The following is a 15,623-nucleotide window of genomic DNA, read 5'->3' on the forward strand; positions in this document are numbered from 1 at the left end:
GGGGCGGCGTCAATGTCGGGCGTCGGGCGTTATCGGCTGGCTTTGGCGCCTGGGGGTGCAGGTGAGATTGAGTTGTATTTGGCAAGATGAAGGGGGGAGCGGTGTGCCCTGCCCTTGCCGGGGCGCGTTTGGTCAGCGACGGTGGGTGGCGTGTGTTGCGGGAGTTGGATATGATTGATTGGGCAACGGGGCTGTTGCAGGAATATGCCGCGATGGGCAATGCCGGTCAGGTGGCGTTTGTTTTCACGATCCTGGCCCCTCTGGGTGCTGTCTTTGCGCTGACCCGCGCCATGGCGCGCCGGGGCTACCGCACCTCCGCCGCGCTGACCGAGGACCTCACCATCGCGCGCGATGAGGTCGCCAATCTCACGCGCGACAAAGCTGCGCTGGCGCGTGAAAACGCCGTGCTTTCTGCAAGACTGCCGGAGGCCTTCATCGAGCGCCTCGACGCCCAGATCGCCCAGGGCAACGAAGACCCCGCCACCCGCGACGTCTACGAGCTGCTGTCCGAGTTCGCCCCGGCGCTGACCGCCGCCTTCGCGCATCTGGCGCGGGAAGAGGCGAAGAATGTCGCGACGGCCGAGGATGCGCGCGAGCAAGCCATGTTCTACCGGCTAGCCCGCGACAACGCGCGGATTGCGTTGGCGCTGACGCCGGATCATGCGGAGATGGCGGGGTTGGAGGAGGAGTTGGCGGTGGCGACGGCCGCCGCCGAGCAAGGCCTGACGGTGATCTCCACCGACGACGCCATCCGCGAGTTGCGCTGGAAAAACCGCATGGATCGAGAGCGGTCGGTGCCGGTGTTGATGGCGGTGTGGAATAAAAATAGGGACCGCGGCGCCTACCACCTCGCCCTCTTTGCCGCCAAAGAAGCCCGTCGCCTCGCCAGCCGCGGCGGCGCGGAACTCTCCCGCGACGCGCTCTTTGCCGCCTATGCCGTGGCGAACACTCAGATGTTTTTAGGGGCTTACGGGGCGGCCCTGTCGCTGGCGCAATCCACAGCCCAACAACAGACCAAAGCTTTCGGGGCCGATGATCCACACACGCTCATCACCCGTTACCTCATCGCGGACATCCTCCTGCGCAAGGGCGAATACGACGCCGCCTTGGCGGAGGCAGAGGCCGTTCGCACGGCACAGGAGGCGCACCCGGATATCGGGGCGGATCATCCCAATACGCTCACCATCCGCCACCTTATGGCGAACCTCCTCTTGCGCAAGGGCGAGAACGACGCCGCCTTGGCAGAGGCACAGGCCGTTCGCTCCTCGCAGGAAACGCACCCGGATATCGGGGCGGATCATCCCCACAAGCTCACCACCCGTGACCTCATCGCGGACATCCTTCGGAGCAAGGGCGACTATGACGCAGCATTGACAGAGGCACAGGTCGTTCGCGCAGCGCGTGAGGTCCACCCGGATATCGGGGCGGATCATCCCCAAGCGCTCACCAACCGCTACCTCACCGCGGATATCCTCCTTCGCAACGGCGACAATGACGCCGCCTTGGCGGAAGCAGAGGCGGTTCGCGCAGCGCGCGAAGCGCACCCGGATATCGGGGCGCATCATCCCGACACGCTCACCACCCGCCACCTTATGGCGGACCTCCTCCTTTGCAAGGGCGACGATGACGCCGCCTTGGCAGAGGCAAAGGCCGTTCGCGCTGCGCGTGAGGCCCACCCGGATGTCGGGGCGGATCATCCGGGAACGCTTCGAACTCGGCTGTTGGTTGCTGAAATTCATCACGCGCGCGGCGATGACAGTGCCGCGCGGGCGAGTTTGGATCGCGTGAAACCAAAGATTGAGGCGCTCGACCTTGCTGAGGGTCATACGTGGCTCAAGGCGATGGCGTCGCTTGAGGCTGCGTTAGCGGAGGCGGGCGAGCAGCCGGAAAAGGGTTAACAAATCGTAAACGAAAATACGATTACCATTTCATTTCAATCAACTAGTAAGGGTGCTCAAGCTTGAGCAGCCCTACCCCTCGCTCACCTGAGCCACCCGCGTGCCCGCCTTCGAGGTCGTCACCACGCCGAGCGATTTCAGCTTCCGATGCAGCGCCGAGCGCTCCATTCCAACAAAGCTGGCGGTCCGCGAAATATTGCCCCCGAAGCGGTTGATCTGGGCCATCAGGTACTGCCTCTCGAACAGCTCCCGCGCCTCGCGAAGCGGCAGGGTTGTGAGCGACGCCGACAGCGACATCTCGTCCTCGTTCGCCGCCGGTTCCACCTGCCCCGGCAAGTCGCGCGCCTCGATCGGGCCGGTGCCGTCGCCCAGGATCATCACCCGTTCGATCACGTTCTTCAGCTGGCGCACATTGCCGGGCCAGGACATCGTCTGCAGCATCGCCGCGGCGTCCTCGCCAAGCTCGCGCGCTGCCAGGCCTTGCTCGCGGTTGAACAGGTCGATGAAATGGCGCGCCAGCTCCGGCACGTCCTCACGGCGGTCCTCCAGCGAGGGGACCTCGACGGGCACGACATTGAGGCGATGGTAGAGTTCCTCGCGGAACCGCCCCTCGGCAATCTCGACGGCAAGGTCCTTGGTGGTCGATGAGATCACCCGCAGATCGACGCGCACCTTGGCGGTGCCGCCGACCCGCGTGAAGCTTTGGTCCACCAGGACCCGCAGGATCTTGCCCTGGGTCGCCAAGGGCATATCGGCGACCTCATCGAAGTAGATCACCCCGCCGTGGGCCTGCTCCAGCAGGCCCTGCTCCACGCCGCGCTGCTGGCTTTCGCGGCCGAACAGGACCTCCTCCATATGGTCCGGTTGGATCGAGGCGCTCGAGACGGTGACGAAGGGCGCGTCGGCGCGGTTGCTTTCGGCGTGGACATAGCGCGCGGCGACCTCTTTCCCGGTGCCCGCGCCGCCCGTCAGCATCACGCGGCCGTTGGATTTCGTCACCTTGTCGAGCTGGCTTTTGAGGGTCCGGAAGGCGGACGAGGAGCCGATCATATCAGCGGACCGCGTATCCTGCCTGCGCAGCGACACGTTCTCGCGGCGCAGGCGCGAGGTTTCCATCGCGCGTTTGATCACCACCATCAGCTGGTCGATGTTGAACGGCTTCTCGATGAAATCATAGGCCCCCTGCTTGATCGCCGCGACGGCAATTTCCACGTTGCCGTGGCCCGAAATGATCACCACCGGCACCTCGGGGTTGTCGCGCTTCACATGGCCCAGGATATCGATCCCGTCCATGTTGCTGTCCTTCAGCCAGATATCGAGGATCATCAGGCCCGGCTGGCTCTTGTTCAGCTCGGCCATCGCCTCATCCGAGTTGCCCGCCATGCGGGTCGAGAACCCCTCGTCTTGCAGGATATCGCAGATCAATTCCCGGATATCGCGCTCATCATCTACGACCAGAATATCGCTCATGTCTTACTCTCCTGTAGGGTCAGGGAGGCGCGGCAGAATGATGCGGGCCATGGCCCCCGACTGCGCGCCGTCCTCAAAGGGTTCGGCATCCAGAAGCTCCAGCGTGCCGCCGTGCTCCTCGATGATCTTTTTGACAATCGGCAGGCCGAGGCCGGTGCCCTTGTCGCGGGTTGTGACGTAGGGTTCGAACAGTTTCGCGCGGTCCGGCGGCAGGCCGATCCCGTTGTCTGAGATGTCGATGCGGATGGTGTCCGGCTTCAAGGCGACATCCAACTTCAACTGCGGTACATGCCCCTCGGGCTTGCCCTTTTCGTAAAGGCTTTCAATGGCTTCCCCGCCGTTCTTCAACAGATTTGTCAAGGCCTGCCCGATCATGGTGGCATCGACCTCGGCAGAGACTTCACGGTCCGGGATATCGGTGACGAACCGGGTGTCGGGCTGACCCGCGCGCTGCAGCATCACCGCATTGTTTAATAGTTGAACTATATCTTCGGTGCGGGTCTCAGGCTCCGGCATGCGGGCGAATTTGGAGAATTCATCGACGATCCGACGCAGGTCGTTGGTTTGACGCACGATGACCTCGGTCATCTGTTCAAGTGATACTTTATCTTCGCCCTCCAACTGCATGGAGAACTTGCGTTTTATGCGTTCTGCGGAAAGCTGGATCGGGGTCAACGGGTTCTTGATTTCATGGGCGATCCGGCGCGCTACATCGCCCCAGGCCGCCATCCTTTGCGCGCTGACCAATTGCGTTACATCATCAAAAGCCACCACGTAGCCTTCGAGCGCACCGTCCAGATTGCGGCGTGTCGCCATGCGCACCAGCAGGCTTTCCTGCTTGCCCGAGCGGGTCAGCTTGATCTCTTCCTGCACCGACTCTGCCGTGGTGCTCGTGAGCCGCTCAAAAAGCGGCGCGAACTCCGGCACCGCAGCTTCCAGCGACAGGCCGCTGTCGCGTTGCTCCACCAGGGACAGCAAGCGGCGGGCGGAGCGGTTCATGAAGTCCACGCGCCCGCTTTCCTCCAACCCGATGACCCCCGCCGTGACCGAGGACAGCACGCTGTCAAAGAGCCGCCGCGACTCCTCGGTGGCGGCGTTCTGTTCGATCATCGTCTCGCGCTGGCCCTTCAGCTGGCGGGTCATCTGGTTGAACAGCCGCCCCAACATCGCGATCTCATCGTCGGAAGTTTCCTCACGCACGCGCACGTCCAGATCACCCTGCCCGACCCGCTGCGCAGCACCGGCAAGCTGGCCGACAGGGCGCGACAAACGCTCGCCAAAGGACAGGCCCGCCCAGATCGCAGCGAGGATCATCAGGGTCGCGAACCCCAGGTACAGAAGGGCGAAATCGAACAGCAGGCGGCCCCTGTCGGCCTCCACCTGGCGGTAGAGCAGCACCGTCTGTTCTGTCTCATCGAGAAGCGCGATGATCTGGCCGTCAACCTCGCGCGAGACATAGAGGTAGCGGTCCGGGAAGGCGGCCAGGCGGAAGAGCGCGCGGAACTCGTTCTGGGCACGATCCTCGGACAAGACGACCTCCCCTTCGGCCGCGCGCGCCAGATCCTCGGCGCTGGGGGCATCGTAGTCGAAAAGGTAGGACCGCGCGCCACGGGCCCGCAATTCGCCAGCGCCGTCGATCACGAAGGCCTCTCGCAACCCGCGTTGGATCTGGCTTTGACCGTTGGTCAGCACCTGCCGCAGATCGCCATCCGAGAGGAATGGCGCGGCGCGGCGGTTGAGGTTGAGATAGGCACCGAGGGCACGGGCGTCCTGCTCCAGATCATCGCGGTGCTCTTGCTGGTAAGCCACTGCAGCGTCAACGGAATTTCCGAGCGCTGTGGACACGCGGTCCGAAAACCACCCCTCCAGCCCCATGTTCACGCTGAGCACCGCGAGGACCGCGACCACCACGGTCGGCACCAGCGCCACGACCCCGAAAATCGCCGTCAATCGCAGGTGCAGGCGCGAGCCCGCAGATTGCGCCCGGCGCGAGGCGACAATGCGCGCGACCTCGCGCAGAACCAGCGTGGCCACGACAAGAATGTAGACAAGATCGGCCAGAACGATGAGGCGCAGGCCGGGGCTGTCCGCCACTTCGGCGAGCGGTCCAAGCGCCAGAAAAGTCGCTAGGGCCAGGACTGGCGCAAGGATCACGAGGCCAATCGTGCCAATGCTGCGGAGCCGCCGATTGCGGCGCAGCTGACCCAAACGGTCCAGAATTGTCAGCTGATCGCCCATACCACGGGCGGGCTCATCCACCACTCGTAACCCCCAATCACGCGCTTCATTGGCCCCATTGGACCAGTGCCACAAAGGGAGCCTGTTCCCGTTGTGCCACGCGTGTGGCTTTATTACACCAGTTTGCGGCGGCGTGTCACGCGAATATCGAGATCAGTGATCTTTTTACGCAAGGTATTGCGGTTGATGCCGAGCAAATCGGCACATTTAGCTTGATTGCCCGCTGTCGCATCAAGGGCGATTTCGATCAAAGGCGCCTCAACTTCCTTTAGAATCCGGGCATATAGGCCCGGCGCGGGCAGAACGCCGCCGTGCAGATCGAAGTACCGGCGCAGATGTTTGGCCACCGACGCGCTCAGCTTGTCGCCCTCGCTGGCGCCGGAAATCAGCGGCTCGATCGCGGGTTGCGAGCCTAGGACCACCTCCACCTCGGCGCGGCTGATCTCTTCGACCTGGGCGGTGACCGTCAGGCGGCGGATGGTATTTTCGAGCTGCCGCACGTTGCCGGGCCAAGAATAGGCGCGGACAAGTTCAAGCGCGGGGTCCGAGAAGCGGCGCACGGCGGCGCCGTCGCGCTCGGCGCGGGCGAGGAAATGGGCGGCCAGAAGCGGGATGTCATCGACGCGTTCGCGCAGGGCCGGCACGGCGAGGCCGACGCCGCCTAAACGGTAGAAGAGGTCCTGGCGAAAACGCCCCTCTTCCATCTTCTCGGTCAGGTCTTTCTGGGACGTGGCCATGATGCGCGGATTGGCCTGCGGCATGGCGTCGAGCATGCGCACGATCTTGGCCTGGGCCTCTTCATCGAGATCACCGACCTCATCAAACAGGATCGAGCCGCCCTTGGCCCGGTTGAGGATTGTCGAGGGCCCGTCCGCACCGCGCAGATCGGCGGCGGAGGCGACCACGAACGGCAGCGTACGCCGGTCCGAGAAGTCGTGAATAGCGCGCGCGATCAGGGACTTACCGGTGCCGCTTTCACCAGTGATCAGGACCGTGAGGTCAGTGTTCATCACCCGCGCCACGAGGCGGTAGAGCGCTTGCATAACAGGGGTGCGACCGACCAGGGGCAGGTCTTCTCCGGTCGCAGGCAAAGCGGGCTCAGTAGTTTTCGTGGTCGCGGGTGCGCGACGCTTCTGGTCTAGGGCGCGGGCGGCGCGCTTCATCAGATCGGGCAGATCGAAGGGCTTGGGCAGGTAGTCGTAGGCGTCCTTTTCGGTCGCCTGGATCGCCGTCATGATCGTGTTCTGGGCCGAGATGATGATGACCGGCAGGCCGGGCCGCGCCTGTGTGATCAGCGGCAGGGTGTCGAGGCCATTGCCGTCGGGCATGACCACGTCCGAGATCACCAGATCCCCCTTCCCCTCATCCACCCACCGCATCAGCGTCACCAGGCTGGAGGTCGCATGGACCTTGCAGCCTGCCCGGGTCAGGGCCTGGGTCAAAACGGTGCGGATCGTGCGGTCATCGTCCGCGACAAGTACGGTTCCGTCCATGGATCTAGTGGCCTTTCAGATGATTGCAGGGTGGAGAGAGGTTGCCGGGATTGCGCTTGGGCGTGAGGTTTGTGCGCGTTTCGCGCCGGATACGAGACGTGTTGGCGGCATTGGCCTTGCTTTCGAGACAAATGTTCATTGCGCCTCCTTCGGGGCGACCGGCAGCGAGATGCGGAACGCCGTGCGCCCCGGCGCACTTTCTACCGCGATCCAGCCGTCATGATCGGCCACGATTTTCGAAATCAGCGCGAGGCCCAATCCGGTGCCATTCTCGCGGCCCGAAACGAAGGGCTCGAACACATCCTTCACCAGTTCGGGCGCGATGCCGGGGCCGTCGTCAATGACCTCAATCTGCAACGGCACGGCCCCGCCAGAACCGTCGGGACGGCGCACTTTCAGGGACATCTCATAGAACGTGCGCAGGCGGATCGTCCCGCCGGATTTCCCAGCCTCCGCTGCATTCTTAAGCAGGTTTACGATGACCTGTTGCAGCTGATCCGGGTCGGCCCAGGTATGGGGAAGCGAGGGGTCGTAATCCTCGATTATATTCATATGCGCGGCAAAGCCGACGGAGGCAGACCGGCGGGCGTGGTCCAGGACGTCGTGGATGTTAACCGCGCGCCGCTCGGGCGGGCGGACATTGCCGAAGTCCTCGACCTGCTCCAACAGCTTCAGCACCCGGCGGGTTTCGGCAACGATTAAGTCCGTTAACTCTCGGTCCTCGGCATTGGCGTTCATCGAGATCAACTGCGCCGCCCCGGTGATGCCCGCCAGGGGGTTTTTGATTTCGTGGGCCAGCATTTCCGCCATCCCGATGGCCGATTTCGCCGCCGTTTTCGACGACATCGCCCGGTCCATGCGGCCGACCAACTCGCGGTTTTCCCAAAGCACCAGGACATGGTCCGGCTTGTCCGTCAGAACCGCGATCTGCACATCGCAAAGCACCGGTTTGCGGGTCTCGGCGCTGACATCGACGGCATTGACATAGAGCGATGATCGCGCCCGGCGCACCCGGGCCACCGCATCTTGCAGCGGTGTGCCGAGTTGGATTTTCTCCCACATAACAGCGTCTTGCAGGGACTTGCGCGAGGCGTTCAGGAACGTCTCGGCCGCCGGATTTACGTCGCGGATGCGATCCTCGGCATCAAGGATCAACGCCGGGATCGGCAAAGAGGCCCAGAGCGCATTGGTCATCGCGGTCATGCGGCGACCCTATCGGTGGCCTGTGCCAGTGCCGTCGGCAGCGCTTTGAGGACCGCGGCGGGGTCCTTCTCGGTCAGGATCTGTTTGCGCAAGGCGGGCGGCGTGCCCGCGTGGTCCATGTACCACCCAAGGTGTTTGCGCGCGACTTTGCCGCCGAGGGCCTCGCCGTAGAACGACAGCATATCCTCATAATGGCGGGCGACCATGTCTATCAAATCGCTGCCCGTGGGTCGGATTGGCGCGGGCGTGCCAAAGAGCGTTGCCCCGATCTCAGCCACGAGCCAGGGCTGGCCTTGGATCCCGCGCCCGACCATGACCCCGTCGGCGCCCGAACACCGCAACGCCTGCGCGGCGGCGGGCGCGTCGGTGATGTCGCCATTGGCGATGACGGGGATGCCGACGGCATCTTTCACGGGCCGGATCGCGGACCAATTTGCGGTGCCTTTGTAGAACTGACACCGCGTGCGACCATGGATGGTGATCATCTGAATGCCCGCGTTTTCAGCACGTTGCGCCAAAGTGGGCGCATTGAGCGTCTCGTCATCCCACCCCAGCCGCGTCTTCAGCGTCACGGGGAGGTTAACGGCGTTAACCACCGCATCGATCAACCGCAACGCATGGTCCAGATCGCGCATCAGCGCCGAGCCTGACATGCCGCCCGTCACTTTCTTTGCCGGGCACCCCATGTTGATGTCGATGATTCTAGCGCCCTGCCCTTCGGCAATTCGTGCCGCCTCGGCCATCCAATGGGCCTCGCGCCCGGCGATCTGCACCGCGGTCGCCTGCTCGCCAAAGCCCAACTCGGCCCGCGCGCGCACCGATGCTTTGGCTTCGACCATCTCTTGCGAGGCGACCATCTCACTCACCACCAGCCCGGCACCGAAGCTCGCGACCAGTCTGCGAAACGGCAGATCCGTGATCCCGGCCATCGGCGCCAACAGGACGGGCGGATCCAGAGACATATCTGCGAGGGTCAGGGGCAAAGTGCTTAATCCTTGGGCAACTGCGAATTAGGTAGTCCGCGCCTAGGGCGAACACAAAGGTGCAGCGCCCTGTTTTCACACAATAGGGCCGTGTTGCACAAAAAATAGGCATTTGCGGTGGAAAAATGAGCGCAGGCTGCAGGTGATTGTGCCGAAACCGCTTTGGGCCTAGACCGTTTTACATGAGCCCAACGCCCCCGATATCGCCCCCTTTTCCAGCAGCAGCCCTGATCGTGGCGGCCGGTCGGGGAACCCGCATGGGCGGGGGATTGCCAAAGCAATACAGGGACTTGGGCGGCCTTCCCGTAATCGCGCGGACGATCCAGGCTTTTGATGCGCATGCGGATGTGGCTCAAATAGTCGTGGTGATCCACGCCGATGACGCAGAGGTTTTCGCCAAGGCCTGCCCGAACACGGAAACACCGCTGATCACGGTGATCGGCGGGGCAACCCGCGATGCCTCGGTCCGGGCAGGGTTGGCGGCAGTGGAGAGCTGCGAAAGCGTCTTGATCCACGATGCGGCTCGGCCGCTGGTGCCGCGCGCGGTGATCGACGGGGTGTTGACGGCCTTAACCACTTACGAGGGCGCCGCACCCGCCCTGCCCGTCACGGACGCGCTTTGGCACGGCGATGAAACCGTTAACGGCGTTAAGGATCGCAATGGGTTGTGGCGCGCACAGACCCCGCAAGGCTTTCTGCTGGACGCGATCCGCGCGGCACATGCGGCGCTGGACGGCCCCGCCGCCGATGACGTCGCGGTCGCGCGCGCCCATGGTTTGGCCGTCGCCATCACGCCGGGCGACGAGGCGAACCTCAAACTCACCTCGCCGGGCGATTTCGAGCGGGCAGAGCAGATGTTGGAGAAACCTATGGATATTCGTGTCGGCAACGGGTTCGACGTGCATCGGTTCGGGCCGGGCGATCAGGTGTGGCTTTGCGGGGTTTCCGTGCCACACACCCGCGGATTGCAGGGGCACTCGGACGCCGATGTGGGGCTGCACACGCTGACCGATGCGATCTACGGCGCGCTGGCCGAGGGCGACATTGGCACCCATTTCCCCCCGAGCGATCCCCAGTGGAAAGGGGCGGAGAGCCATATTTTCTTGGCCCATGCGGTCGATCTGGCAGCCACGCGCGGCTTCAAGATATCAAACGCGGACCTCACGCTGATCTGCGAAAGGCCCAAGATCGGGCCCGTCGCGGGGGCGATGCGCGCGCGCGTTGCGGAACTGTTGCGCATCGAGGCGGGGCGTGTGTCGGTCAAGGCCACAACGTCAGAACGCCTTGGGTTCACGGGCCGGGAAGAGGGCATCGCCGCCCTCGCCACCGTGACGCTGGTGGCGACATGACACGGCTGATTGCGACCCTCGGCGGGGTCGGGCTGTTGCGCCCTGCCCCCGGGACATGGGGCAGCTTGGCAGGCGTTGCGCTCGGGGTTGTGTTGCATTTTTTGGGCGGATTCTGGCTGCTTTTCCTGGCGACTTTCGGGGTCACGGCGTTGGGTTTCTGGGCCGTCGCCGCCGAGGTCGGAGACAGCGCCGATGACCCCTCGGAATTCGTGATCGACGAGGTCGCGGGCCAGTGGGTGGCGCTTTGGCCGGTGTCCTTGGGAGCGTGGATGATGGGCGCGGATATCCTGGCGCTTTACCCTGGCTTGATCACGGCCTTCCTGGCGTTTCGCGCCTTTGACATCCTCAAACCCGGCCCCGTGGGATGGGCGGACAAGCAGCACGGTGCGTTGGGGATCATGGCCGATGACGTCATCGCGGGTTGGCTCGCGGCGATGATCGTGGCGCTGCTGGCGGTCTTCGCGCATCTGGTGCTGCTATGAGCGTTAATACCGTTAACCTTTTGCGGGCGCGGGGCTGGATGCTGGCCACAGCTGAGAGCTGCACCGGCGGCTTGATCGCGGGGGCCATAACGGATGTCGCCGGGTCATCCGCCGTTTTTGACCGGGGGTTCGTGACCTATTCCAATGCCGCCAAGGTGCAGATGTTGGACGTGCCGATGATGGTGATCGAGGCCTATGGGGCGGTCAGCGAAGAGGTGGCCGACGCCATGGCGCGCGGAGCCCTGGCACGGTCGGACGCGCAGGTGGCGGTCTCGGTCACCGGTATCGCGGGGCCCGGTGGATCGGAGCACAAACCCGAGGGACGGGTGTGCTTTGGCCTGGCAACCGGCGGGCATTGCCACACGGAAACGGTGGACTTTGGCGCGCTGGGACGTGCCGAGGTGCGGGCCAGAACGGTGGCCCACGCCCTTGCGCTGGTGGATCAAGCGACGCTTAAGTAGCGCGCATTTGCGGCTCAATCTGCCCTTTTTTTGGGCATTGCAGAAACTGCCTGCGGATTCGGCGCCCAATTCGACCAACGCCTCTTTTTTCTACACCGCGAACCCGCTCTGTCGCGACAAACGAAGAGGGAGGGACACCCAATGAATGGAGCGGATACCGCTTGGATCATCGTCGCCACGGCGCTGGTCCTCTTTATGTCATTGCCAGGATTGGCACTTTTTTACGGTGGCCTGGTCAGGGCCCGCAACGTGTTGAGCGTGTTCCTGCACGTCTACGCTATTGCTGCTTTAATGAGCATTCTTTGGCTGGCGGTGGGCTATTCCATCGCGTTCGGACCGGGTGAAAGCGGTTTTTGGGGCGGATTGGAGCGCGCATTCCTCAACGGCGTTAACGCAGACACCTTGTCCGGCACCCTGCCCGAAGTTCTGTTCTTCGCCTTCCAGATGACCTTTGCAATTATCACCCCCGCGCTGATCGTCGGCGCTTACGTTGAGCGGATCGGCTTCGGCTTCGTGCTGCTCTTCTCCAGCATCTGGATGCTGGTGGTCTACGCGCCCGTGGTCCATTGGATCTGGGGCGGCGGCATGTTGGCGGATGGCGGCATCTTCGGCGACGTGGGCGTGCGCGACTTTGCGGGCGGCATCGTGGTGCATGAGACGGCAGGACTGGCCGCTTTGGTGCTGGCCGTGATGTTGGGCGCCCGGAAGAACGCCACCACGCCGCCGCACAATCCTGGCATGGTCATGGTCGGCGCGGCCATGCTTTGGGTTGGCTGGTTCGGCTTCAACGGCGGCAGCCAGTTGGCAGCCGACGGCGGCGCGGCGATGGCGCTGACGGTCACCCATATCTCGGCCGCGGCGGCATCGCTCAGCTGGGGTCTCTGGGAAAAGGTTAAGTACGGTAAGGTTTCGCTGGTCGGCGTTGTGACCGGCACCATTGCGGGCCTCGCCTCGATCACCCCGGCGTCGGGCTTCGTCGGACCCGTGGCGGCTTTGATCATCGGCTCTGTCGCGGGGATCCTGTGCCAGGAAGCGGTGAATTTCATCCGCAACAAGGCGCATATCGACGACACCCTGGACGTCTTTGCCGTCCACGGCGTTGGCGGCATCTTCGGCACGATCATGATCATCTTCTTTGGCAGCGATGTCAGCGCTTTGGCGCAGTTCGGCGGCCTTGCTGTGGTGGGGGTCTACACGGTCGTGCTGACGGCGGTGATCGCGAAGCTGGTCGGGATGATCACGCCCCTCAGGGTCGATCAGGAGACCGAGGAAACCGGGCTTGACATCACCGTCCATGGCGAACGCGCTTATGACATGAGCTCTTAGAGCGTTAACGCCATTAAGAAACGCGGAACGCCCGGGTGACCTGCCCGGGCGTTTCCCTATTCACCCGTGCGGTCGCAAGGCCCGGTCTAGGATCCGTACAACGCCGCCGCACGGCTTTCGAACGCGCGCACGATCCGTTGCATCGCGTCCATGAAGAACAACCCCGCCGCGCCCTGCAGCAAACGGTTGCGGAACTCGAAATCCACCTTGAAGCGTACTTCACATCCGCCCTCGGTATCCACAAATTCCCAGTTGGAAATCAGATACTTGAACGGCCCATCCACATACTCCGTATCGATCTTGCCGGCCTCTTCCATCAGCGTCACCCGGCTTAGAAACTTCTCTCGGAACATCTTGAAGCCCACGACCATATCCGCATGCATGACCGCGTGATCACCAACGGGTTCAACGGATTTCACCCGCGTGGCGATGGTCCAGGGAATAAACTCAGGATAGCGGGCGACATCGGCTACAAGATCGTACATCTGGCGCGCCGAGTAGGGCAGCACGCGGGTCTCTGAATGGTTGGGCACGGGGGGCCTTTCGCCTTTTACCTTTGCCCCCCATGTCATAAAACGGACGTGAAAATTCAAGGCGAGACAGGGATTTGGGGGCGAAATGGCGCAGCAAAGCTACAGGGTCGAGCAGATGATCTCGGCCAAATCCATCGCCGCCCGAATCGAGGACCTGTGCCGAGAGATCGAGACCGATTACGCGGGCACCTCCAAGCTTGTCGTCGTGGGGCTTTTGCGCGGCTCCTTCGTGTTCATCGCCGATCTGGTGCGCGAGTTGAACCTGCCGGTGGAGGTCGATTTCCTGGAGGCGTCGAGCTACGGCAACGAAATGGAATCCTCGCGCGAGGTGCGTATCCTCAAGGACCTGCGCGGAGAGATTCAGGGCCGCGACGTGCTGGTGGTCGAAGACATCGTCGACACCGGCCACACGCTGACCCATGTGGTGGCACTGCTGAAACAGCGCCAGCCTAACCGGTTGAAAACCATCGCGCTTCTCAACAAGAAAATCCGCCGCGAGGTCGAGATTGAGGCCGATTGGGTGGGCTTTGAGATCCCCGACGAATTCGTCGTGGGGTACGGCATTGATTACGCGCAGCGCAATCGCAACCTGCCGTTCATCGGCAAAGTGGTGATGGAGGCCTAGCGCATCAGCGCAGGGTTGCCTGCAAAGGAACGCACCGAAGCTTGATTTGACACAATGTCGCAGGCGATTACGGTTGAGGGGAACGCCCACCTCAAAAGGAACCGTTTAATGAGCCTCAGCAAGATCTCCCTCGCCACAGCCCTTGTCGTCGGCACGCTCGCCACCGGCGCGTTGGCCCAGGATAGAAACCCCGCCGTCGATGCCCGACAGGGCCACATGCAGATCATGTCGCTGAACCTCGGGATTCTGGGCAATATGGCGCGCGGCAATACCGATTACGATGCCGCCGTGGCCCAGGCCGCCGCCGATAACCTTGTGGCGATGGGCATGGTCAGCCAGCGATTCTATTGGCCGCCGGGCACCGATAGCGAAAACTACGAGGGCTCGCGCGCCCTGCCCGCCCTGTGGGAAAACCAGGCGCTGGTGTTCGAGATTGGCGGGCGGTATACGCCTGCGGCTGAGGCGCTGGCCGCCGCTGCGGGGCAAGGCCTGGATGCGATGCGCGGTGCGATCGGGCCCGTGGGTGCTGTCTGCGGCGATTGCCATGAGGCGTTCCAGCAGGAACGCTAGGGCCAGGCTTGGGGTGCGGGGACGGTCGCCCTAGGCTTCCCCGTCCCCCTGCCGGGCCAAGGTAAGGAAACGCCATGCCGCCAGTGATCCGTTGGGCCTTGTTTCTTGCCGTTATCGGGTTGGGGACGGGGTGGGCTTTGACCCGGCCCACACATATCACCTATGCCGAGGTGGCCGGGCTGACCGGCGATGCCGAGGCCGGGGAGGCCGTTTTCTGGGCCGCTGGCTGCGCCTCCTGCCACGCGGGCGAGGACGCGGAGGCGGAGGCGCGTTTGGTCTTGGCCGGAGGTCAGGCGTTTCCCAGCGACTTCGGCACGTTCCGCGCGCCTAACATCTCGCCCGATCCGACCCATGGCATCGGCGGTTGGACCCTGGCGCAGTTCCTGACCGCGCTTCAGAACGGCATCAGCCCCGAGGGTCAGCACTATTACCCCGCCTTCCCCTATACCGCGTACCGGCTGGCGGAGCGCCAGGACCTCGCAGACCTGTTCGCGTTCATGCAGACGTTGCCTGCCTCTGACACGCCGTCCCTGCCCCATGATGTGGGCTTTCCCTTCAGCATCCGCCGTGCGGTGGGCCTGTGGAACGTGCTCAATTTGCGCGATGATTATGTCATCACCACCGAGCTGACCGAGGAAGAGGCCCGAGGGCGTTATCTGTCCGAGGCATTGGCCCATTGCGGCGAGTGCCACACGCCGCGCAATGCCATTGGCGCGCTGGATAGGGCGCGCTGGATGCAGGGCGCGCCCAACCCTTCCGGGCGCGGCACGATCCCGGCGCTGACGCCGGATGTCTTGACCTGGTCGCAGGATGAGATCGCCGCCTACCTCAACGATGGCTTCACGCCGGATTTCGATACGGCGGGCGGGCACATGCGCTCTGTCATCGAGAACCTTGCGCTGCTGCCCGCGCAGGACCGCGACGCGATTGCTGCCTATTTGCAGGCCTTACCGGCAGCGGACGTGGCCCCCTGACGGCACCCGGAACTTTGG

14 protein-coding genes are annotated in these 15,623 nt (G+C 63.6%); 8 read left to right on the plus strand and 6 right to left on the minus strand.

Annotated elements, in window-relative coordinates; genetic code table 11:
- Positions 1-170 precede the first annotated feature (170 nt).
- On the plus strand, positions 171-1,898 hold the full coding sequence (locus AC6I9R_RS12180; protein ID WP_461425837.1) for a tetratricopeptide repeat-containing protein: 1,728 nt from the start codon (positions 171-173) through the stop codon (positions 1,896-1,898).
- A 72-nt stretch (positions 1,899-1,970) separates the two neighbouring features.
- Here AC6I9R_RS12180 and ntrX read toward each other — a convergent pair whose 3' ends face one another.
- From ntrX to dusB, 5 genes are all read right to left on the minus strand, one after another.
- Entirely contained in the window at positions 1,971-3,368 is a 1,398-nt protein-coding gene (ntrX, locus tag AC6I9R_RS12185) for a nitrogen assimilation response regulator NtrX (protein WP_461425838.1), read from the minus strand.
- Positions 3,369-3,371: 3 nt separating this feature from the next.
- A complete protein-coding gene (locus AC6I9R_RS12190; protein ID WP_461426612.1) occupies positions 3,372-5,606 on the minus strand; it encodes a sensor histidine kinase NtrY-like in 2,235 nt (744 codons plus the stop codon).
- Positions 5,607-5,719: 113 nt separating this feature from the next.
- Positions 5,720-7,099 (minus strand): response regulator, encoded by a 1,380-nt coding sequence (locus AC6I9R_RS12195; RefSeq protein ID WP_461425839.1) that lies wholly within the window; start codon positions 7,097-7,099, stop codon positions 5,720-5,722.
- Positions 7,100-7,234: 135 nt separating this feature from the next.
- Positions 7,235-8,302, minus strand: coding sequence for a two-component system sensor histidine kinase NtrB (locus AC6I9R_RS12200; RefSeq protein ID WP_461425840.1), 1,068 nt, complete (start codon positions 8,300-8,302; stop codon positions 7,235-7,237).
- Positions 8,299-9,264 (minus strand): tRNA dihydrouridine synthase DusB, encoded by a 966-nt coding sequence (dusB, locus tag AC6I9R_RS12205; protein WP_461425841.1) that lies wholly within the window; start codon positions 9,262-9,264, stop codon positions 8,299-8,301. Before dusB ends, AC6I9R_RS12200 begins: the two co-directional genes overlap by 4 nt.
- 203 nt (positions 9,265-9,467) lie before the next feature.
- On the opposite strand from dusB, the gene AC6I9R_RS12210 reads away from it, so the two are divergent.
- The 4 genes from AC6I9R_RS12210 to AC6I9R_RS12225 all read left to right on the plus strand — a co-directional run bounded on the left by AC6I9R_RS12210 (position 9,468) and on the right by AC6I9R_RS12225 (position 12,903).
- A complete protein-coding gene (locus AC6I9R_RS12210; protein ID WP_461425842.1) occupies positions 9,468-10,634 on the plus strand; it encodes a bifunctional 2-C-methyl-D-erythritol 4-phosphate cytidylyltransferase/2-C-methyl-D-erythritol 2,4-cyclodiphosphate synthase in 1,167 nt (388 codons plus the stop codon).
- Entirely contained in the window at positions 10,631-11,116 is a 486-nt protein-coding gene (locus AC6I9R_RS12215) for a phosphatidylglycerophosphatase A family protein (protein ID WP_461425843.1), read from the plus strand. Before AC6I9R_RS12210 ends, AC6I9R_RS12215 begins: the two co-directional genes overlap by 4 nt.
- Complete coding sequence (locus tag AC6I9R_RS12220) at positions 11,113-11,577, plus strand: CinA family protein (RefSeq protein WP_461425844.1); 465 nt, start codon at positions 11,113-11,115, stop codon at positions 11,575-11,577. The genes AC6I9R_RS12215 and AC6I9R_RS12220 overlap by 4 nt, the downstream gene beginning before the upstream one ends.
- A gap of 141 nt (positions 11,578-11,718) precedes the next feature.
- Entirely contained in the window at positions 11,719-12,903 is a 1,185-nt protein-coding gene (locus tag AC6I9R_RS12225) for an ammonium transporter (protein ID WP_461425845.1), read from the plus strand.
- 86 nt (positions 12,904-12,989) lie between these two features.
- Here AC6I9R_RS12225 and AC6I9R_RS12230 read toward each other — a convergent pair whose 3' ends face one another.
- Complete coding sequence (locus tag AC6I9R_RS12230; protein ID WP_461425846.1) at positions 12,990-13,436, minus strand: type II toxin-antitoxin system RatA family toxin; 447 nt, start codon at positions 13,434-13,436, stop codon at positions 12,990-12,992.
- A gap of 85 nt (positions 13,437-13,521) precedes the next feature.
- On the opposite strand from AC6I9R_RS12230, the gene hpt reads away from it, so the two are divergent.
- From hpt to AC6I9R_RS12245, 3 genes are all read left to right on the plus strand, one after another.
- Positions 13,522-14,061, plus strand: coding sequence for a hypoxanthine phosphoribosyltransferase (hpt, locus tag AC6I9R_RS12235; protein ID WP_461425847.1), 540 nt, complete (start codon positions 13,522-13,524; stop codon positions 14,059-14,061).
- 108 nt (positions 14,062-14,169) lie between these two features.
- A complete protein-coding gene (locus AC6I9R_RS12240; protein WP_461425848.1) occupies positions 14,170-14,631 on the plus strand; it encodes a c-type cytochrome in 462 nt (153 codons plus the stop codon).
- Positions 14,632-14,705: 74 nt separating this feature from the next.
- Entirely contained in the window at positions 14,706-15,605 is a 900-nt protein-coding gene (locus tag AC6I9R_RS12245) for a c-type cytochrome (protein ID WP_461425849.1), read from the plus strand.
- The last annotated feature ends 18 nt before the right edge of the window (positions 15,606-15,623 follow it).

The organism is Gymnodinialimonas sp. (assembly GCF_059726805.1).